This window comes from Sulfolobus acidocaldarius SUSAZ, from assembly GCA_000508305.1.
Lineage (GTDB): Archaea > Thermoproteota > Thermoprotei_A > Sulfolobales > Sulfolobaceae > Sulfolobus > Sulfolobus acidocaldarius_A.
In genome coordinates this window covers 637,492-656,296 of the sequence record CP006977.1, presented here as the reverse complement: position 1 = coordinate 656,296, position 18,805 = coordinate 637,492, and the positions used below count along the sequence as shown (strand labels likewise).

20 protein-coding genes, 1 tRNA gene and 2 pseudogenes are annotated in these 18,805 nt (G+C 34.8%); 13 read left to right on the top strand and 10 right to left on the bottom strand.

All coding sequences use genetic code 11. The features are described from left to right. The first annotated feature begins 116 nt into the window (after positions 1-116). Positions 117-1,235, top strand: coding sequence for a cobalt ABC transporter ATPase (locus SUSAZ_04010; protein ID AHC51223.1), 1,119 nt, complete (start codon positions 117-119; stop codon positions 1,233-1,235). Here the strand turns inward: SUSAZ_04010 and SUSAZ_04005 are convergent. The 5 genes from SUSAZ_04005 to SUSAZ_03985 form a co-directional block, all read right to left on the bottom strand. Next, positions 1,182-1,841, bottom strand: a complete 660-nt coding sequence (locus tag SUSAZ_04005) for a hypothetical protein (GenBank protein ID AHC51222.1) — start codon at positions 1,839-1,841, stop codon at positions 1,182-1,184. The two genes, SUSAZ_04010 and SUSAZ_04005, sit on opposite strands and share 54 nt — an antisense overlap. After that, entirely contained in the window at positions 1,841-2,398 is a 558-nt protein-coding gene (locus SUSAZ_04000) for a hypothetical protein (GenBank protein ID AHC51221.1), read from the bottom strand. The genes SUSAZ_04005 and SUSAZ_04000 overlap by 1 nt, the downstream gene beginning before the upstream one ends. Positions 2,399-2,429: 31 nt before the next feature. Beyond that, positions 2,430-4,202 carry an ATPase AAA gene (locus SUSAZ_03995; protein ID AHC51220.1) on the bottom strand — a complete coding sequence of 591 codons (1,773 nt, stop codon included), beginning with the start codon at positions 4,200-4,202 and terminating at the stop codon, positions 2,430-2,432. Positions 4,203-4,265: 63 nt separating this feature from the next. Further along, positions 4,266-4,484 (bottom strand): hypothetical protein, encoded by a 219-nt coding sequence (locus SUSAZ_03990; GenBank protein AHC51219.1) that lies wholly within the window; start codon positions 4,482-4,484, stop codon positions 4,266-4,268. Positions 4,485-4,570: 86 nt separating this feature from the next. Then, positions 4,571-5,080: an AsnC family transcriptional regulator gene (locus tag SUSAZ_03985; GenBank protein AHC51218.1), complete on the bottom strand. Its 510-nt coding sequence runs from the start codon at positions 5,078-5,080 to the stop codon at positions 4,571-4,573. Between the two features lie 130 nt (positions 5,081-5,210). Between SUSAZ_03985 and SUSAZ_03980 the strand changes: the two genes are divergently transcribed. The 3 genes from SUSAZ_03980 (at position 5,211) to SUSAZ_03970 (ending at position 8,661) form a co-directional block, all read left to right on the top strand. Beyond that, positions 5,211-5,378, top strand: a complete 168-nt coding sequence (locus SUSAZ_03980; GenBank protein ID AHC51217.1) for a hypothetical protein — start codon at positions 5,211-5,213, stop codon at positions 5,376-5,378. Next, positions 5,371-7,596, top strand: a complete 2,226-nt coding sequence (locus SUSAZ_03975) for an ATPase P (protein ID AHC51216.1) — start codon at positions 5,371-5,373, stop codon at positions 7,594-7,596. The genes SUSAZ_03980 and SUSAZ_03975 overlap by 8 nt, the downstream gene beginning before the upstream one ends. A gap of 147 nt (positions 7,597-7,743) precedes the next feature. Then, positions 7,744-8,661 (top strand): protease, encoded by a 918-nt coding sequence (locus SUSAZ_03970; GenBank protein AHC51215.1) that lies wholly within the window; start codon positions 7,744-7,746, stop codon positions 8,659-8,661. 634 nt (positions 8,662-9,295) lie between these two features. Here the strand turns inward: SUSAZ_03970 and SUSAZ_03965 are convergent. Then, positions 9,296-10,169: pseudogene (locus SUSAZ_03965) on the bottom strand (glycosyl transferase family 2). A gap of 18 nt (positions 10,170-10,187) precedes the next feature. Between SUSAZ_03965 and SUSAZ_03960 the strand changes: the two are divergent. Both SUSAZ_03960 and SUSAZ_03950 read left to right on the top strand, forming a co-directional pair. Beyond that, positions 10,188-11,255: pseudogene (locus tag SUSAZ_03960) on the top strand (glycosyl transferase family 1). 603 nt (positions 11,256-11,858) lie between these two features. Next, positions 11,859-12,149 carry an integrase gene (locus tag SUSAZ_03950; GenBank protein ID AHC51214.1) on the top strand — a complete coding sequence of 97 codons (291 nt, stop codon included), beginning with the start codon at positions 11,859-11,861 and terminating at the stop codon, positions 12,147-12,149. Then, a tRNA-Glu gene (locus SUSAZ_03955) sits at positions 12,033-12,123 on the bottom strand. The genes SUSAZ_03950 and SUSAZ_03955 overlap by 91 nt on opposite strands. Before the next feature lie 104 nt (positions 12,150-12,253). Further along, on the bottom strand, positions 12,254-12,529 hold the full coding sequence (locus SUSAZ_03945; GenBank protein AHC51213.1) for a hypothetical protein: 276 nt from the start codon (positions 12,527-12,529) through the stop codon (positions 12,254-12,256). A 102-nt stretch (positions 12,530-12,631) separates the two neighbouring features. Between SUSAZ_03945 and tfb the strand changes: the two genes are divergently transcribed. Beyond that, positions 12,632-13,555, top strand: a complete 924-nt coding sequence (gene tfb / locus SUSAZ_03940; GenBank protein ID AHC51212.1) for a transcription initiation factor IIB — start codon at positions 12,632-12,634, stop codon at positions 13,553-13,555. A 94-nt stretch (positions 13,556-13,649) separates the two neighbouring features. Here the strand turns inward: tfb and SUSAZ_03935 are convergent, their stop codons facing one another. Beyond that, positions 13,650-13,949, bottom strand: coding sequence for a translation initiation factor Sui1 (locus tag SUSAZ_03935; protein AHC51211.1), 300 nt, complete (start codon positions 13,947-13,949; stop codon positions 13,650-13,652). Positions 13,950-14,036: 87 nt separating this feature from the next. Here SUSAZ_03935 and SUSAZ_03930 point away from each other — a divergent pair, with 87 nt between their 5' ends. Further along, positions 14,037-14,183 carry a DNA-directed RNA polymerase subunit P gene (locus SUSAZ_03930; GenBank protein AHC51210.1) on the top strand — a complete coding sequence of 49 codons (147 nt, stop codon included), beginning with the start codon at positions 14,037-14,039 and terminating at the stop codon, positions 14,181-14,183. Here the strand turns inward: SUSAZ_03930 and SUSAZ_03925 are convergent. Continuing rightward, complete coding sequence (locus tag SUSAZ_03925) at positions 14,161-15,051, bottom strand: agmatinase (protein ID AHC51209.1); 891 nt, start codon at positions 15,049-15,051, stop codon at positions 14,161-14,163. The genes SUSAZ_03930 and SUSAZ_03925 overlap by 23 nt on opposite strands. A 40-nt stretch (positions 15,052-15,091) precedes the next feature. On the opposite strand from SUSAZ_03925, the gene SUSAZ_03920 reads away from it, so the two are divergent. Genes SUSAZ_03920 through SUSAZ_03900 form a run of 5 tightly spaced genes read left to right on the top strand, consistent with a single transcriptional unit; the run spans position 15,092 to position 18,784 of the window. After that, complete coding sequence (locus SUSAZ_03920) at positions 15,092-16,816, top strand: glycyl-tRNA synthetease (GenBank protein ID AHC51208.1); 1,725 nt, start codon at positions 15,092-15,094, stop codon at positions 16,814-16,816. Beyond that, on the top strand, positions 16,809-17,177 hold the full coding sequence (locus SUSAZ_03915) for a hypothetical protein (GenBank protein AHC51207.1): 369 nt from the start codon (positions 16,809-16,811) through the stop codon (positions 17,175-17,177). Before SUSAZ_03920 ends, SUSAZ_03915 begins: the two co-directional genes overlap by 8 nt. Continuing rightward, positions 17,174-17,572 carry a hypothetical protein gene (locus SUSAZ_03910; GenBank protein AHC51206.1) on the top strand — a complete coding sequence of 133 codons (399 nt, stop codon included), beginning with the start codon at positions 17,174-17,176 and terminating at the stop codon, positions 17,570-17,572. Before SUSAZ_03915 ends, SUSAZ_03910 begins: the two co-directional genes overlap by 4 nt. Before the next feature lie 24 nt (positions 17,573-17,596). Further along, on the top strand, positions 17,597-18,229 hold the full coding sequence (locus tag SUSAZ_03905; GenBank protein ID AHC51205.1) for a phosphate transport regulator: 633 nt from the start codon (positions 17,597-17,599) through the stop codon (positions 18,227-18,229). 9 nt (positions 18,230-18,238) lie between these two features. Beyond that, positions 18,239-18,784, top strand: a complete 546-nt coding sequence (locus tag SUSAZ_03900) for a tRNA-splicing endonuclease (GenBank protein ID AHC51204.1) — start codon at positions 18,239-18,241, stop codon at positions 18,782-18,784. Positions 18,785-18,805: the final 21 nt, after the last annotated feature.

The following is an 18,805-nucleotide window of genomic DNA, read 5'->3' as shown; positions in this document are numbered from 1 at the left end:
ATTATTCTAACTTCACTTATCAAAAATACTATTTAATTTACTAGAACAGTCAAAGGCTAATAGATATTAACAAAATTCATATACGTTTATAACTACTAAAAATAAGCAGAATTACGGTGCTATCGATAAATGATACATTAGTTATTGATGATAACGACATAGTAGGGTTAGTTGGTAAAAATGGAAGTGGAAAAACAACCTTGATAAAGAATGCTTTGTGTCTTGGACAAAATAGGTTTAAGATTATTTTAGATGGGGATGATTTCTGCAAGCTCAGAGAATACTCTAAATTAACTGGCGTTTTCCAAGAGCCAGCAACACAGATTCTGGCTTTAACTTGCGAGGAAGAGCTTAAATTAAGATCACTATTCCATACTATTGATTTTAATATAGCAAAGAAAATAATGGAAAATTATATAAATAGGGATTTTTACACTCTATCTGACGGCTACAAAAAGAGGTTTGTAATTGCGTCTGCTTTGTCTTCAAATCCTAAACATATCTTGCTAGATGAACCTTTTGCCAACCTAGACAAATATTCAACAAAATTGGTGAAGGAAATAATACCGAAAGGCTCTCTCATAGCTGAGCATAGAATAAAAGAAATAAGGGATCTAGTATCTAAAGTTTATCTAATAAAGGAAATAAATAGAATTGTTGAAATTGAAAAGGAAAAATTGTATGACGAGAAATTTCTTAGAGAGGAAGGACTTAGAGGATTTAAGCTACCTGAGATCAACATTAAACCTAAAGATAAAGTAATATTCGAGTATTCCTGGATTAAATTGAGAGAAGGAGAAATATTATGTCTGATCGGAAGAAACGGAGTCGGAAAAACAACTACATTAAAGAAATTAGTAAATAAGGTTTATATTATATTTCAGAACCCAGACTTGCAATTTTTTAAACCTAGAGTAATTGATGAGGTTAAAGATGAGGAAGCTTTGAACCTTTTTAAGATAAAAGATCTTGCAGAAAAGAGTCCTTTCACACTGAGTTATGGTCAAAAGATGAGAGTACTTATAGCTACGGCTTTTGCATCAGGCTCTAAAGTAATTGGTTTTGATGAACCTAGTGTTGGAATGGACGGCGAAGCATTATTGAGTTTTTATCAAATGGTAAAAATCTTGAAGGAGGAGGGAAAAGCTATGATAATAGCAACTCATGATGAGGATATATTATCATTGTGCGACAAAGTTGTAAATCTGGAGGAAATGAGGATTGTATACGCATGAAAGAAGTAATACAAAGACTGATGCAATTAGTAATAGAATATCAATCTTTCTAGGTTTAAAATTTCTCCTCCTTGTCAAGTTTCCATATAATTTTAAATTATAAGATACGTATAGATCTTCTGCAACCTTTATAGTCTGAACAGTTAAAGGAAGAACATAGTTTGAGAAGGAAAATCTAACCTTTCGTGCTCTCATGTTAAAAATTAATTCTCTACTTACTCTGTAGAAGAATGGAATGTAAGCAATAGAGATAACTAATGGTACTCCTTTACTACCTAGTGTATCAATTATTGTACTATAATCTATCTTTTCAGATAATCCAATAAAAATATTTACATATGATAAAACTCTAAACGTAAATATTAGAAAATTTTCCTTACCTACTACATATAACACGATATATGAGACAATAATGACTAAAAATTCAATTAATAATAATTTTCCTCTCTTTAATGTAAGAAAAACACTAAATAGGAATGGTATGATAGAAATTGAAAATGAAACAGAATAAAAAATAAAAAATACTGAGAAGATGGAATAAAAGAAAGATAACTTACTGTCAGCGACCTGCATTATCCTCATCTTCTCAGGAGCAAGATCATTCATCAAGATTTCATTATTCCTGAATTTATTAAGTAAGAACCAATCTTATAAGATATATATCCCATAATTGCACTTTCTACGAAATATATCACTCCAAATATTACATAAGCTAACAATAGGCTACTAAATGGTACAGAACCATAAATTCCTATAAGTATACTCCCAAAAAATACACTGAGAACACCTATAAGCCCACCAACTACTGTTGTATTTATCATTACAGCCCTTAATCCTCTGTATCCTATAGTCCACGAGATTACTTCATCTATTACTCCTGAAACTAGAAATGTAGGAACCATAAACAGAAGTGCAGGACTAGTAATATAATAAAGAAGAGAATTTATCAATGCTAAAAGTATAATACTATATCTCTTATTCATAGCCTGTAATCCAATTGATATAAGTATTAAGGGTACAGTCAGCGTAACTATGGGATCTAAGAAAGATCCTAAAGCATAAACTGATGATCCCACAGCTAATATTGCAGCGGTCACATATGACGCTATAGAGAACACTACACCATATATTATTGCACGTCTATCATTAAATACAGTTTTCATGCATAAAAATTAATTTCCGATAATTTAAAAATTACCTTTCAACTCTGAATTGTTCATACATCTTTAGTAATTCTACATTTACACTAGGTTTAATGTATGCTAAGACTCTTACAAAATCCTCAAAGTTTAGGCTTGTCCTTATATTTCCTGTGGAGGTAGCTTCCTTTAACAGATTCCTTCTAATCTCGTCCACTAGAAGCTTGAGATCTGCTGGTGTATAATTATTTGTCATTTTTGAAACTTTTTCAAGTATTTCTTCATCAACGGACAAATCTTTAGTGAGAACTTTAAGTACCTTCACTCTCCCCTCATAGTCAGGTGGAGGCACATAAATAATCCTATCAAATCTACCTGCTCTAAGTAAAGCGGGATCCAAATCCCATGGTCTATTTGTGGCACCTACAACAATCACATCCTCGTTCTCCCTAATCCCGTCCATTTCTGATAAGAGCTCGGTCAATGCACCTCGCCACTCATTCTCACCTCTAGTCCTAGCTATCATATCTATTTCATCAATAAAAATTATAGAAGGAGTGTTATCCTTAGCGATATGAAATTTTTCAGCTATAAGTTCACCTGCTTTAAAAGGACCCACAGAAGAGATCTCGTCTCCTGAAATGACAATAAAAGATGCCTGTAACTCGTTTGCAAGCGCCTTTGCAATACTGGTCTTACCTGTTCCGGGAGGACCATACAACAAAATGCCTTTTACAGGCTTAATTCCCAATTTATTTGCTATATCTTTGTTTTTCATAGGCAATTCTACTGACTCTCTAATTACTTTCTTTATCTCGTCAAGATCTCCTAGGTCGTCCCATTTTATATTAGCTACTCCATAGGGCTTTTCTCCCAATTTATGCCTTGAGTATTTCTTAGATAAATTTTCGAATTTTATCAAAGTCTGAATAGATACAGAAGGCTTGAAATTATCCAAATACCTTATGAAATCTTGCGTGGTTGGCTCTCTCCCCTCTTTGCTACATTCTATACTCACACTCTCTACTATCTCTTTTATATCTGCAGGAGATAGTCTATTACTCTTATTGGCTAACAACTTACAATCAACACTCAAACCCTTGGTGTAACCTAACCATATCTCTTCTCTAGCCTTTTCATCTGGTAAAGGTACATAAATTATTTCGTCGAATCTTCCAGGTCTAAGTAATGCTTCGTCTATCTCCTGTGGCAAATTAGTGGTGCCAATTATGATTACTGGTAGTCTCTTATCGTGAATATCTTGTAGCCTGTTAAGGAGTATATTCACAAGTCTATGCGTTACTTCATGAATATCTCCTTCTCTCCTTAAAGTGAAGCCATCTATCTCATCTATTACAATAATAGCAGGCACATTAAGCTCTACTGTATTAAAGAAATTTTCTAATAAAAATTCACTCTCTCCGTACCATTTACTAAGTATATCGCTACTTCTTAACTCAAAATAATTCCACTTTAAGTTGTTAGCTAAGGCTTTTGCAATACTGGTCTTACCTGTTCCGGGAGGACCGAAAAGGATTACACCATATGACCTCTTTCTTGACATCACATAGTTTGATATATCTAGAAGTTTCTGCTTTAGTTCTTTCATATCATATATTTGCTCCCATGAAACTGAGGGTATATTTCTCATTTTAGCCTCCAATTCTTTTTTCCTGTTACCAACTCCAATTCCCATTCGCCTCATATAATACACAAAGAATAGTATTGGTATAATGAACAGTAACACCTGAATTGCAAGGATTATATAACTAGAATAATCACTCAATAAGGTAGGTATTGCAGTAGTATTAGTGTTGGTAGATACCATATTAAATTAAAGATACTATGACAAAAAATATATATCTTCAGCGAGTAACCGCGTCCTCACCAATCAGGCTCCCCTAAAATTCATCATTTCAGTTATTTTTTTATAATTTCCAGTAGAAATGTTAGAGTAAACTTCTTCAGGGACTATTAAAATTGTGACATTTATTTCATTAGTATATTTATAAATTTCGTCTAATACCTGATCTACAATTGCGGAGTTTTTCTTACAATTTACCTTACCCACACCTATTAAAAAGTAGTTTCCATCATTGTCTACAAACAATCCAGCCTTCTCTACGTATTCTGAAAATTTCAATAATCCAGCTTCAATTGCTTTATCCATTATGATTTATTTTAGTTTAGATCGTTTTAAATTTGACTAGTACTTAATTTTTTTCTCAAATGTTCTTTGCATGTATTACAACAAGTGTAATAAATCCTTCTTCTAACCTTTAAAGTAATAGGAGTACCCTTTATTTCACCACCGCAATAATCACAATATAACCCTTCCTTAATGACCTTAATTGAGTCCACTTTATCCACTGCCAATAGGTAATTCTTTATCTTATTCTGCTCAAGAATCTGTTGTATATGATCAAAACTACCTCTAATAATCGACACAGACCTCCCGTCTATAAGCTTGTAACACTCCTTAGAACCCTTTAAACATTCTTTGGATATAGCAAATACTGCTAATTCTCCTTCCTCCCAATATTCCACTGAGAATTTAATGTTTTTACTTCTAAGTGATTTGATCGTCTTAGCTATTGTGGCTCTACTCACTTGTAACTCTTTAGCTATACTACTTGCGCTCCTCCTAGAATCATGTTTAAGTATATTAAGAACCTTATACTCTAATGGCGTTAATTTAACAGCCATAGTAAATAATATGCTTTGTATCTTAAAAGCCGTCATTAAATTTACAAAGTAAATTAAACTGCGTTGTTTCTAATATTAATGTGGATAATGTCAATGATATCTATTTATTTATTGCTATTGAGTTAATCTTATGCAAATAGATCCAGTCTGTGGTATGGAAGTAAAAGAAAATAGTCAATATAAAAGCATGTATAAGGGAAAAATATATTACTTCTGTAGTCCCCAGTGCAAGAAAGCATTCGATAAAGATCCTCAGGAATATTTAACCAAAGGACCAAAAGGCATGCCAGATGCCTAACTATAGAATTTCCAAAGAGGAAGAATTAAAAGTAGTTGGTATGCATTGCGCTACGTGCGTAGAAACTGTTACAAAGGCTATATTGAGTGTTCAGGGTGTAAAAGATGCTTCAGTTAACCTTACTTCAGGAGAGGCTAAGATAATAATCGAGGATAACAAAAAACTGAAGAACGTTATACAGGCTATCAGGAAAGCTGGCTATGATATAATAACTCTAGAGTTTATTGTGAAATTAAATATTAATCAGGACGAAATAGGCAAGGTTAAGGATATAATAGAAAATATCGATGGAGTCATTTCCGTAAAAGCCGGAATGGAAAGAGTGATAGTTGAATTAAATCCACTTAGTGTATCACCTGAGGTAATATTAGACGAAATAAATAGGAAAGGATATAAAGCAAATATTGAAACAGAGAAAATAACTAAAAGATCTGAATATAAAGATTTTTTAGTCAGATTATTAGTAGCCGTATTTACTACCTTACCCCTTTTGTTCGTAAACAATATAGTTCTCCAGCTCATATTGTCTATTCCAACTCAATTCTATTCGGGATACCCATTTCATAGAGGGATGATTAGAGCTATAAGAAACGGAACTACAAATATGGACGTTTTAGTCTCCTTATCTTCCAATACAGCATGGATTTACAGCCTAATCCAGATGTTTATTGGAAAAGAGCCTTTCTTCCTTACTTCCTCATCACTAATTACATTTATACTTATTGGAAAGCTTCTAGAAGCATTCCTAAAAGAAAAGATCAGTGAGGATGTCATAAAACTAACACAAGTAAAAGCAAGAAAAATTGAGAATGGAAAAGAATACGAAATTAACTCTAACGAATTAAAAGTGGGTGATTTGGTAATCGTAAAAACCGGTGATATTATACCCGCAGATGGTGTGGTTGAAAGTGGTGAGGCTACTGTTGACGAGTCCATCTATACAGGAGAAGCGTTACCAACTACCAAAAAGAAAGGTGATCCAGTTATAGGAGGATCCATAGTTCAAACAGGCGCGTTAACGGTATATGTCACGAGAAGTGGCAACAGGGCATATATCTCTCAAGTAGTAAGCGCAATAAAAGAGGCTGAATTTACCAAATTACCCATTCAAAAATTAGTTGACAAAGTATCATCTATTTTTGTACCGTTTGTAATAATAATTTCACTTTTATCGTCAATCTTTTGGTACTATATTTTTCACGCTGCCTTTACATTCTCCTTATTAATAGGAATAGCAGTTCTTGCATCTGCATGCCCTTGTGGATTTGGACTTGCTACACCTACTGCTATAATGATAGGCATAAGAAAACTTGCTAAAAGAGGTATAATTGTAAGGAACGGTGATGCTCTACAGAGGCTAAATGAGACCAAGAGAGTTATTTTTGATAAAACTGGTACGATAACGTCAGGGAAAATAAAAATCATGAAGGCTGAGGGAGACATACAACTAGCCTCAGCATTAGAAAGCCTTAGTAATCATCCCATTGCAAAAGCTATATCCCAGCTACATTCAGATATGACAGAGAAGAAGATTGAAAATTTCACTGAATTCCAAGGTCAAGGAGTTTACGGTAAGATTAACGGACATGAAATAATCGTGGGGAAAAAGGAATTCGTATTAAACAATTGTCAAACTGATGAAATCGTGGATGATGCGGACATTCTTGTCTGTAAGGATGGTAAGTTAGAAGGAAAAATTTGGATCGCCGACGAGATTAGACCCGAAGCAAAAATGGTCATAGAGTATTTGAAAAAACATGGTTATGACTTAGAAATAGCTACTGGCGACTCCAGTAAATTTGCAGATGAAGTAGCTAAATCACTAGGTTTAAAATTACATAAAGGACTCTCAGCAGAGGAAAAAGCAGAATTAGTTAAAGAAAAACCTACAGTGTTTATTGGTGATGGTGTAAATGATGCTATTGCATTAAAAGAATCTCACGTTGGAATCGCCATTTCTTCAGGAACCGATATCGCAAAATATGCAGGAGATATAATAATTTCCAATCTGTCGCAACTTCCATACTTACTAAGCCAGAGTGCCAGAATAGTAAGAAAGGTTAAAGAAAATGTATTATGGGCTTTAGTCTACAATATAATATTAATGCCTCTAGCTGCTGGTCTCCTTTATCCTCATATTTACATATCTCCTGAAATTGCAGCTTTAGCGATGTCAATGAACAGCGTTAGTGTTGTTTTATGGAGTCTCGTTCAGTGAAACTTATATGGAAAGCTTACCGTGAAGAAATACTGTATAGTATATAATACCAACATCTAAGCGAATTTCATCTCTCTATCCCTGTTTGACTTAAAGCCAAGTCTCTTGAATAAAAAATATAATTTGGAGGGTTACTAAAAACAAACCGTGAACGTAGGAAGAAAACTTAAAACATTAATGTTCTTGTCAGGAACATTAACTATAGTAGCTGAGGGAATTATAACTTATCTCATTGTCTTAATTATTGGTATCCCTACAATATTTACTGCCATTTTTTTAGTTATCTTATGGTTAGTACAATGGCTAATAGCCCCTTATCTAGTAGGGAGAAATACGGAAGAAGTAGGTCCTGGTGACCCATTATATGAAATTGTGAGAAAAATAGCTATGGAATCAAAAGTTCCTACTCCTAGAGTCTTTATATCATATGAGGAGTATCCAAATGCCTTTGCATTTGGTAATTATATAACAGGAAAAAGAGTAGCAGTCACTAAACCTTTACTAGATATATTAAACCAAGATGAACTTGAGGCTGTATTAGCACATGAAGTTGGACATATAAAGCATTTGGACGTAGAAATTGGAATGGCACTAGGTCTCATACCTACTATAATAGGATACGTAGGTAACTTTCTACTATTTACAGGTTGGACATTATTATTCTTTGCAGGAGATGAAGTAGAGTTAATTTTAGGGCTTGCTATGCTCGCAATAGGAGGTGTACTATTCGTACTTACTTTCTTATTACAAATATTTGTACTTTGGTTCAATAGATTGAGAGAATCCTTTGCTGATTTTCATTCAGCAACACTTTACAAAGATAAAGCACCTTATCTAGCTACTGCTCTAGCTAAAATTCAGATATATGCACAAAATATTAGAACAGATCCGTTTACAGGAATTATAATAACTGCTCCACCAATAAAGCTAAAGGAGAACGAAAGAGACGCAGAAGAGCTAGTTATGAAATGGTTGCACGAGCATATATCTCCATTCGCAGATATACTGATGACACATCCTCATCCTGCAAAAAGAGTAAAAATGTTGTACAGTATATTACAGTGAACTTAAGGAAATCAGTCTATGGTAGTTTTAGAATGCGTTCGGATTAAAATATTAAAATAACACTGATGGATTATATCAACTAGATCAAGGGACCAAATAACACTAGAAATAACTGTATAAGACGTGGCTTTGCTTGTATCTACTCGTCTTAGCGGAAGGAGCTTTCAGATCACTCAAGACTATGAAAACAAACACCAATCTTCAATATCTAGCTTAAGCTAAGGGGATAAAGACATAAGTGAAACTCAAAGTAAGAAACAGCATAGAATGTCCAATTTCCTAAAAAGAGAAAAACTAGCTGGAGTAGTTAGTCAAGTAGTCATTAGGACTAGAGAATTAATTTCTCACTCCAACTATGATAACTTTTAATTGGTTGATTAGAGTCCCTAGTGACCGGTATGCCTGTAGTCTACTACAACATATATACCGTTAAAAGTGCATATAATAATCTTCCTTGTATTTGATTTGTTAGAGAGTTTGATGAAAGGACACGGCTGACTGAAAATGCTCTTAACTTCTCGGGAAAATCAGGAAAAATAGATCTAGGGCGAGCGAAACATCTAGCCTGTTAACCTCAACTTAAAACTAAACTCAAGTTGGGATAAGGTGACTACGACATCGAAAAGACTAATTTTTAAGTATACCAATCCTTAAGAGCTCTGACCAGCCCATATGGCAGAGAAGTTACTAGAGCCAGTCCAGGGATAAGATTTAGAAGGAAGCTATTAACACCACCGTAATACTTTATTCCATATGCTATTATTGGAAGGTAGAGTAGCCAAAGTGGAGCGTATATTACTCCTAGAACTCTCACTATAAAATAGCTCCCATAGTAAGAATAACCTGTAAGAAACGTGAAATCAACTAACCCATCCCTTATTAGTCTCATATCATACTTGGATCTCCAAAGGTTCCTCTTTGCCTCCTTCAGGGAAGACCTGAAGTCTAGTCTAGCGTGGGTAGAGTTCAAATGAAGACATCTTCCTTCAGTTGGCTCGGCCTTAAAACCTAATTTTTTAAGTTTGGCATAAAGCCATATGTCTTCGTCCCTCTCGTACCTCTCATCGAACTCTATATCCTTAACCTTAGAAGAGAGGGCTGAACACCCTAGGTTGGGATTATTCTCAACTGGAGAGAGCGGTTTCATAATGTCATTAGTCAAATATGCGTAATGCATCCAGGTAAAGTGTACACCACTTCTTATTCTCTCTACTAGTCTCTGGCTCCAATCGTATGGAATAACAACGTCACTATCTAACATGATGATCATGTCGTCTTTTGACAAGGATAACATGACGTTTCTTAATTTAGCCATATTTATTTTTCTCATCCTAGGTCCCTTGATGTATTCGACGGCAAGAGAACTAAGATAATCGCCTAGCTCGGGTCTCTCACTATTATCGTATACCACTACCCTGTCCACCTTCTGTCTTAGGGGCTGAACTTACACTTTCTCTCACCTACTCTAGCCTGTCCCCTGGTCCAACAGGAATTATAATCTCTACCATAAATTAAATTTAGTAAATATGAGGCTAAAAATTGCAGTAATAGCACACGGCATTGGTATGAGTAAGTGATATAGTAGAGAGGGGAGGGTATATAAATCATTTCTCAAAATGCTGGAGGAGAAAGGGGTCGACTACTTCTCAGTAAGTTTTGCGAAGCCCTTAGTTCAAGTAAGGAACCCAGTTTATTTGGTTCCCTTCTCGATCCCCAGATTTGATAAATATCAACGGCTGTTAACATATTTCAGTGCTATAAGGGTCAAGGTTAGTTTGGACGCATTTCTTAACGCGTCTGGAGTTCATATTCCCCTTTCTAATTTCACTAAGCATATAATATATGCAGGAGCTCCCGCAATCTCAGATTTACCTAGCAAATATTCCTCTGGTATCTGGAAGATCTACCTGTTACCCTTTAGGGGAATTCTTTCGTCGTTAAAAGACGAGGCTAAGAAAGCCAGGTTTGTGGCTAACTCCTGGTACTCCGCTCAGGCTTTGTCCAAAGTCTATCAGATAGAGGTTAGGGACGTGGTATATCCACCAGTGGATGTCGAAACTTTCTCAAGTGCATATCATGAGGGAGAAAGGGAAAAGTTCTTCTTGACTGTAGGAAGAATAGAGAGGGGTAAGATGTTGGAGAACGCTGTATTAGTATCCGCTTTATCTAAGGTAAAAGGAGTAATTGTTGGATCTCTCAGAGAAAAAGGGTACTATAACAAGTTATTAAAACTTTCAAGAAGGATAGGTGCGGATATTCACATCTTGACTGATCTTACACCCCAAGAATTGGTTAAGCTCATGAGCAGGGCATCTGTGTATTTCCACCCTACCCTGGGTGAACACTTTGGAATCCCAGATGTTGAGGCAATGTCAGCAGGTCTAGTGCCTGTTGTCCCTGAAGAGAGCGGAGCTAAGGAGGTTGCACCTGAGTTTAAGTATAAAAACGTGGAGGAGGTGAGTAAACTAATCAAGGAAGCAATGGAGGTCGATAGGAGATTCAGGAAAGAACTTCACGAGAGTGCAATCGAGTTCAGTGAAGATAAATTCAGGTCAAGGATGTAGGGGTTCATTGAGAAAGAGTTGACTAGCTAAAAATGAAATGGATTAAGAATTATGGATACGTTAGCTCGATTAATTGATCTTTTCTAGCCAAAGAAGTTTTTAAGTGTGAGAGAAATTCCACTGATTCTTAAGATATCTCTGCCCAAATTAATAGGGGCTAGACTTTTATCATCTTTTTGACTAACTTGTATCAAAAACCCTCCCTTTTACATTCTGTAGTGACTAAAAATCCTTAAAAGCAACTTTATCAACGTGTGTTACAAAACAATAATGTAGTCTACTTATCATTACTGACGCTCAGAATAAGAATAAACTAGAATATTATAAAGACGTCCATGTTAAATATGATTTCATAAGCTTTCAAAGTTGAGGACAAGTTTTGTAAACTCATCTTCCTTGACTAATTGAGTTGACTAATTGAGAAGGGAATTTCCAAGTACTTAACAAAAATATTTTGCTGAGCATCTATTAAATCGATAATTTTATAATAACCTCCTGGTTTATCACTGAAAATTGTAATGATAATAAACCATAATTCCCGTATTCTAGACGAGATTTTCCCCTTCTTTTGATTGGTGAGATATTTTGTAACAGAGAATGAATATATAAGTGTGCGTGAAATATCGCAATAGAATGCCTAACTTTTACGTCTCTTCTAAATTCTATGTAAAAGAGATTAAGGGGAAGTATTACGTCTATGTTATAGAGAAGGGTCAAGACGGTAAGGAAAGGCAGACTTACGTTGGTGCTTTAGATAAGATCATAGAAACTTATATGGGGGTATTAGGGGGAAACCCCTTAATAAAGTGCCGCGGCCGGGATTTGAACCCGGGTCACGGGCTTGAGAGGCCCGCATACTACCGGCGCATTAAGCTTGACCGGGCTGTACTACCGCGGCGAGATATATTAAGCCCAATGAATTAAAAAGATTTACGTTAGGATAGAAATGCAGATTGAGAGGAAGAGTTAGCTATTGGGGGATATAAATAAACCTAATTAAAATGAAATCAAAATGAAAATTCTGCTTCTTAATTTCTTCGATTTTTCTTAAGGAGGATAAATGGTAATACATAAAATAATATTGTTATTATTGTCAGTATTATTCCAAAGGTCATAAGTTGTGGAAATAACGCTTGATTGCCACTTCCAAATACTATAGGTATAGGTCCTATAAGGATAAAACCTCCCACATTACTACTAGTTGTACCTGATACTTGGGGGGATGATAATACTTCTGAAAATGCTATTATTATAGCGCCAATAAATACCAAACCAAGACCTGTTAATATAAGTCTCATGTTCACTTCGATTTCCCCTTATATATTCTTAAGGAGCAAAAAACTTAAATATGTTTCTGTAGACGATATAAAGAGGGTTTTTAAAATTTTTGTATTTTGGGTGGTGAAATGGTAGAACAAAGTAAGGTTCCTTCTTCCTCCCTATGTCCACCTGACAAGATAATATTTGATGAAGAACGTGGAGAATATATTTGTACTGAGACAGGTGAAGTAATAGAAGAAAGAATAATTGATCAAGGTCCTGAGTGGAGGGCATTTACTCCAGAGGAGAAAGAGAAGAGGAGTAGAGTAGGTGGACCTTTAAATCAAACAATTCATGACATGGGAATATCTACTGTTATAGATTGGAAGGACAAAGATGCAATGGGAAGGTCTTTAGACCCTAAGAGGAGATTAGAAGTACTAAGATGGAGAAAATGGCAGATAAGGACAAGGATCCAATCCTCAATAGACAGAAATCTAGCACAAGCTATGAATGAGCTTGAGAGAATTGGTAATTTACTCAATTTGCCTAAAGCAGTTAAGGATGAAGCTGCTCTAATTTACAGAAAAGCCGTAGAGAAAGGATTGGTCAGAGGAAGAAGTATCGAGAGTGTAGTTGCAGCTTCAATTTATGCAGCATGTAGAAGAATGAAAATGGCTAGAACACTAGACGAAATAGCCCAATTCACGAAGGCTAATAGGAAAGAAGTTGCCAGATGTTATAGGCTAATACTGAGAGAATTAGATATAGAAGTACCAGTTAGTGATCCTAAGGATTACGTTACTAGAATAGGTACTCTGTTAAGTTTAAGTGGTATAACAATGAAGCATGCTGCAGAGATAATAGAAAAGGCTAAGAATTCAGGATTAACTGCTGGTAAAGATCCTGCGGGACTAGCGGCTGCTGCAATTTATATAGCAGCATTACTGAATGACGAAAGAAGAACGCAGAAGGAAATTGCACAGGTAGCCGGCGTAACAGAAGTTACGGTTAGGAACAGATATAAAGAATTAACGCAAGAATTAAAGATACAGATTCCAAGTCAATAAGCGTAATAAATAATTCCCTTTAAACTAGACCTTTTATTTGTCCTAAGTTATAAACTATCTGTATATAAGAATATTTCTTACCTCCTTTTCATTTTTATTCTATTACAAGAATATTTGATTCAGGAAATCCCATTTTAATTAACAGCTCTTTAACTCTATCCCTATGATCTCCCTGTAGTTCAATTTTCCCATTCTTAACAGTTCCTCCTGCAGCTAACTTTGATTTTAGTTCTGACGCTATTTTCTTTAATTCAGTTTCATCATTTGATATTCCCTCTACAATAGTTACCTCTTTCCCGTATCTTCTTTTTTCAACCTTTATTTTTATAAATTGTTCCTCTTTTGTTAATTGCTCACATATATCTGGTGGCAATCCTCCACATAGATCAGACATTTTCCAAGAAAATTTATGACAATGGGATTTTTCAACTTTTCTACCAAATAGTTAGGTTTAATACCCCTTACAAAAGTATAACAAAATATGGCAAAGTACAGATGTGGAAAGTGTTGGAAAGAATTAGATGACGACCAGCTAAAGACACTTCCTGGCGTAAGATGTCCATATTGCGGTTACAGAATAATCTATATGGTTAGAAAACCTACCGTTAAGATAGTGAAAGCGATTTAAATATTATAGATGCTGTTTCAAGTATAAATCTAGATGCTAAGACACTAGTTATGTTGGATGGATCGTGAGGTGGCGATATTTCCACCACATCAAACCCAACAATTCTTTTATCTATAATCATATTAACTATTTCTAGAACTGTAGTAGGATCTAATCCTTCAGGCTCTGGCGTCGCCACTCCTGGAGCGTATGCAGGATCGATTCCGTCCATATCATAAGTTAAGTATATCCTCTTACATTCCGTTAATCCCCTTTTTACCTTTTCAGCAGTACCTCTAATTCCTAATAAATTGATTTGCCTTGGATTTAGATACATTATACCCTTTTGGTTTGCGTATTCGAGTTCCTCCTTAGATACTGCTCTGGTACCTAGCTCAATAATCTTTACTCCCCTTTCGGAAATCCTTCTCATTACGCAAGCGTGATCGTACTTATAACCCATATACTCGTCCCTAAGATCAAGATGAGCATCGATACTTAATACACAATCTGCATTTGTTCCTTCAGTTGTACCTACTGTTATACTATGCTCTCCACCTATGCTTATAACAATTTTCCCCTTCTCAGAGAAGTAAGAAACTACGTCTTTTATGCGTTTTATATTTTCTTCCACATTTGATGGATGCATAACAATGTCTCCTACATCACTAAATCCTATTTCACCCATATCTATTCCAGTTCTCATGGAATAAAATTCTATATATTGCGCAACTTCTCTGATTACTGAGGGAGCGAATCTGGAGCCTGGTCTAAAACTGCTTGTAATATCTAGTGGTATCCCTACTATTACAAAAGGAGATGTAGTTTTATTGAAACCTGCAAACTGCCTTGAATTCTCGTTGAGGTACAAAAGCCTTGAATCGACCATAATAGAAGTTTTTTATCCTCTTTAATATGCTTAATCTTGTATGCCTGATCTACAAACAAAGGTTATCGAGCTTGCCAGAAGAAGAGGAATTTTTTGGCCTTCATATGAGATATATGGAGGCGTAGCTGGACTATATGACATAGGTCCTATAGGGGTTAGAATAAAAAATAAGATAGTAGACCTTTGGAGAAAGCATTTTATCAAAGACAATTCTGACTTCGTTGTAGAAATAGATACACCAGCTTTAACGCCGTATAAAGTACTAGAAGCCAGTGGCCATGTGGATAATTTCACTGATCCAGTGGTTGAATGTAATTCATGCCACAATGTATATAGAGCAGATCATTTGGTGGAAGAAATAGCCAAGGTCACAACTGAAGGTCTTCCTCCTTCTGAGTTAGACAAAATAATTAGAGAGAAAGGAATAAAATGTCCTAAATGTGGTGGCGAGCTTGGAGAAGTTAGACTATTCAACCTATTATTTGAAACCAGAATAGGCCCTTATTCCACAAATAAAGCATTTTTAAGACCAGAGACAGCTCAAGGAATGTTTACATCGTTTAAGAGAGTATATGAAGCATTTAGACAGAAGTTACCAATAGGTATTGCACAAATCGGAAAAGTAGGTAGAAATGAGATCTCCCCCCGACAAGGACTCATAAGAATGAGAGAATTTACTATAATGGAAGTTGAATTCTTCTTTGATCCAACTTCAGACGTAGAACCTCCCTTAGATAGATTATATGATCTAGAAATTAATATTCTCAGAGGGGACGACAAAGCAAGAGGCGAAGAAAAATATACAAAATACAAGTTCAGTGAAATAGTTAATGAGAAAATAGTTATCAACAAATGGATGGCTTATTGGATGGGTGTTGCCTCAAATTTTGTTAATTCACTAGGCATTTCGTCATTTTACTTTGAGGAAAAGCTACCACATGAAAGAGCACATTATTCTAAACAAACCTTTGACCAGATAGTAGTTATCGATAACGTAAAAGTTGAAATCTCGGGTCATGCGTATAGATCTGATTATGACTTATCAAGACATTCAACCTATAGTGGACAAGATTTGAGTATTTTTAAGAAATTTGATACACCCAAAATTGTTAAGAAGAAAACATTAATATTAAACAAGGACTTAGTTACAAAAGAAGGGAGAGATTTCAATAAAACAATCATGGAAATAATAAATACTAAAACCGTTGAAGAAATAGAAAGAATGATACTTAATAAAGAGAAAGTTCTAGGTAAAGACATAGATATGTATGTGAAAATAGTTGAAAGGGAAGAGAAAATTAGCGGTGAACGTGTTATCCCTCATGTTATTGAACCTTCATTTGGTGTTGAGAGATGCCTTTATCTAACACTCCTTAACTCCTATATGGAAAAAGATGGTAGGATTATACTCTCACTTCCAAAGAGACTTTCACCATATGATATAGCTATATTTCCGCTTCTTGAAAAGGATGAACTGATAAAGAAAGCTAGAGAAATTTACGATTCGTTAAAGGAAAAATACGATATAATCTTCGATGACAGTGGTAGTATCGGAAAAAGATACGCCAGAGTTGATGAAATCGGTGTGCCCTACTCAATTACCGTAGATCCTATGACATTGACTGATAATACTGTAACAATAAGAGATAGGGATAGTTGGCAACAAATAAGGGTAAATATAACTGACTTAATGAACGTATTAGATAGGTTATTTAAAGGTGAAGATTTTAATAAGCTAGGCAAAGTAGTTAGTAACAATGAGTAAGGAAGACACTGATAAGGAGGAAGTAGAGGAGAAAAATAAGAAAGTAGATATAAAGTCGCTTGTGAATATAATTCCTCCTGCATCTTCATTAAGAAAAGAGAAGACTGAAGTGAAGGAAAAAAGAGTAAAAATTAGAAAGAAGACTGAGGTTGATGCTGGAACAGTTATTATATCATCAAAGTTAGCAAATGAAATAAATGCTAAAGATGAAATAGAGATTTCTGTTAAAGGAAGAAGAAATAAGTTCAAGATAATTATTCAAGATAATGTTCCAGCCATAGAGATTTGGAGTAATAGTGAAGATATGCTGAAATTGGGATTAGAGGATAATAGTACAGTAAGTGTGAGGTCATCTAAATGAGCCAAAGCGATATTGAGGTTGGAAGAGTATTATTATATTTCGAGAGAGTAATAGAAGAACATAACAACACATTAGATAAATTAGAAAATTATGCACAGATACCAGAAGTGGACACAGAAAAAATAGATGTCCTTATAAAGAGGCTAAGAAGGACAAGGAAGGAAATCCTTCAAGGAATAGAAACCATATCAAATTATGTGGAAAATGTTAAAGATACTAAGCTAAAAGAGGAAGCTCTAGGCTTAATAAATTACTTCTATGTAGTAGGTCTTGAGGACGAAGAAAATGTCCTGAGAACGCTTAAAGAAAGAAGTGCTTCTACTGATCAGAATATAGACAAAGACATCGAAACAATATCAAAAATCAGGGGCTTAATACTAAAATTCATTTATTAACCATTAATCAAAACTACTGAGTGAATGAGTTTACCAGAAGTCTCAATCGAAGAACAATTACAGTATATAGCCAACCAGATATTAGACCAACTGAGGATATTATATCAACAATTTACCGAGAACAACGCTAACCATACTCAAGTCTATTCGAAAATAGACGGAATAAAATCGTCCGTAGAAGATTTGAAATATAAGTTGGGAGAATATATATTTAGAGTAGCAGAAGGGATAAATAACAAAGAATTATACTTAGATATTTTAAGTGATTTTGAGAAAATATCACAAAATATAAGCGCAGCGTCTTATAGATTTGGAGTTTTAAATAACGTAATTAAAGTGTATGATAATGTACTTCAAAATCTAAGTATTACAATAACAGAAAAATTGATTGCAGCATTAATGAATACTATAGAAGCCATACGCTTGTTATCAGTAAGTTCAAAAAAAGCATCAGAGAAAGCTAGAAATGTAATTAAAATCGAGGAAGAGGTAGATGACCTGTATAGGAATTTTGAGGTTAAACTTTTCGAAAGAGAACAAAGTGGTATTGCTTATATTTTACTTACTAAGGATGTTGCAGATAGGTTGGAAGATTGCGCAGATCTACTACGAAATGTGGCAAATAGTATACTTTATATAAGCTTTCTAAGAGAATAGGATGATTCAATGATCCAAGGGGAAATATTAGGAGATAAAGTGCTAATTAATGATGTAGAGAAAGCTAAAGAAATATATAAGTTGGGATATTACGGCAAACCATTAGACATAACAAAGCCTAAAAGCCCTGAAGACATAAAAAAACCTCTCATTCTATCTCTTATAGAAGCCCTGTATCTCTCAAAGAAGAAAATTATAGAGGTTGTGAGAGATGGTAAAGTGATCGATGACGCACTCTTATACAAAATCGGGATGGAGAATATACCCAGGTTTCAATTACTATATACTGTCTATGAGGACTTAAGAGAGAAGAAGTTTGTGGTCAGGTCGGGGATGAAGTATGGTGCTGATTTTGCAATTTATACGGTTGCGCCGGGTCTTGAACATGCACCGTATCTTGTAATAGCAATAGACGAAGAACAAGAGATTTCACCGAATGAAATTCTAGGTTTCGGAAGGGTTTCGCATAGTACTAGAAAAAATTTAATACTATCTATTGTGAATCAAAGGAATAGGAGCATAAGGTACATAATGTTTAAATGGTTGAAATTATAAAATTATTATGAAGTAGCAGAG

Coding starts and splice junctions, on each gene's coding strand:
- SUSAZ_03930 (AHC51210.1), top strand. CDS start 14,037: ATGGCAAAGTACAGATGTGGAAAGTGTTGGAAAGAATTAGATGACGAC.
- SUSAZ_03900 (AHC51204.1), top strand. CDS start 18,239: ATGATCCAAGGGGAAATATTAGGAGATAAAGTGCTAATTAATGATGTA.
- SUSAZ_04000 (AHC51221.1), bottom strand. CDS start 2,398: ATGAAAACTGTATTTAATGATAGACGTGCAATAATATATGGTGTAGTG.
- SUSAZ_03980 (AHC51217.1), top strand. CDS start 5,211: ATGCAAATAGATCCAGTCTGTGGTATGGAAGTAAAAGAAAATAGTCAA.
- SUSAZ_03915 (AHC51207.1), top strand. CDS start 16,809: ATGAGTAAGGAAGACACTGATAAGGAGGAAGTAGAGGAGAAAAATAAG.
- tfb (AHC51212.1), top strand. CDS start 12,632: ATGGTAGAACAAAGTAAGGTTCCTTCTTCCTCCCTATGTCCACCTGAC.
- SUSAZ_03950 (AHC51214.1), top strand. CDS start 11,859: ATGCCTAACTTTTACGTCTCTTCTAAATTCTATGTAAAAGAGATTAAG.
- SUSAZ_03925 (AHC51209.1), bottom strand. CDS start 15,051: ATGGTCGATTCAAGGCTTTTGTACCTCAACGAGAATTCAAGGCAGTTT.
- SUSAZ_03905 (AHC51205.1), top strand. CDS start 17,597: ATGAGTTTACCAGAAGTCTCAATCGAAGAACAATTACAGTATATAGCC.
- SUSAZ_04005 (AHC51222.1), bottom strand. CDS start 1,841: ATGAATGATCTTGCTCCTGAGAAGATGAGGATAATGCAGGTCGCTGAC.
- SUSAZ_03910 (AHC51206.1), top strand. CDS start 17,174: ATGAGCCAAAGCGATATTGAGGTTGGAAGAGTATTATTATATTTCGAG.
- SUSAZ_03935 (AHC51211.1), bottom strand. CDS start 13,949: ATGTCTGATCTATGTGGAGGATTGCCACCAGATATATGTGAGCAATTA.
- SUSAZ_03985 (AHC51218.1), bottom strand. CDS start 5,080: ATGGCTGTTAAATTAACGCCATTAGAGTATAAGGTTCTTAATATACTT.
- SUSAZ_03920 (AHC51208.1), top strand. CDS start 15,092: ATGCCTGATCTACAAACAAAGGTTATCGAGCTTGCCAGAAGAAGAGGA.
- SUSAZ_03975 (AHC51216.1), top strand. CDS start 5,371: ATGCCTAACTATAGAATTTCCAAAGAGGAAGAATTAAAAGTAGTTGGT.
- SUSAZ_03995 (AHC51220.1), bottom strand. CDS start 4,202: ATGGTATCTACCAACACTAATACTACTGCAATACCTACCTTATTGAGT.